Source organism: Ruegeria sp. AH12 (assembly GCF_056541465.1).
The window spans coordinates 1-570 of sequence record NZ_JBQFYL010000203.1 but is presented as its reverse complement, the minus strand read 5'-3'; the positions used below and the strand labels follow the sequence as shown (position 1 = coordinate 570).

Here is a 570-nt window from a genome sequence, read left to right as displayed (position 1 = left end):
CGGTTGAAAAAGCGCTGGATCGTGACAATTTCATGAGCCCGGAAGAGGCCAAGGATTGGGGCCATATCGACGAGATCGTCGAGAACCGCGCCAAGATGGATGGTGACGAGGCCTAGGTTCAAATCCGCGCGCGTCCGGCGTGAGGGATGATTTTGAGATTGTAGCTGCCAGAACGCTGGCCTAAGCTGCAGGCATATACGGCAAGCGCGGCCCTTGAGAGGGGCCGCTGAGACGGAGCCCGAGGGGTAAAGCATGGCGACGAATTCAGGCGGTGACGGCAAGAACACGCTCTATTGCAGCTTTTGCGGCAAAAGCCAGCATGAGGTGCGTAAGCTGATCGCAGGCCCGACCGTGTTCATCTGCGATGAGTGTGTCGAGCTGTGCATGGATATCATTCGCGAGGAAACCAAGGCCAGCGGTCTGAAATCCTCGGACGGTGTGCCAACACCCAAGGATATCTGCGAAGTGCTGGATGACTATGTGATCGGTCAGGCCACCGCCAAGCGGGTGCTGTCGGTTGCGGTACATAACCACTACAAGCGTCTCAATCATGCCCAGAAAGCGGGCAGC

Annotated in this window: 2 protein-coding genes; both read left to right on the top strand. The window is 57.5% G+C overall.

What is annotated here, in order from left to right; translation table 11 throughout:
* Positions 1-116 (top strand): ATP-dependent Clp protease proteolytic subunit (locus tag ACR0EL_RS22640; RefSeq protein ID WP_480502377.1); only part of this gene is annotated, 116 nt, incomplete at its 5' end.
* Between the two features lie 136 nt (positions 117-252).
* Positions 253-570: ClpX C4-type zinc finger protein (locus ACR0EL_RS22635; protein ID WP_480502376.1), on the top strand; the 318-nt coding region annotated here is incomplete at its 3' end.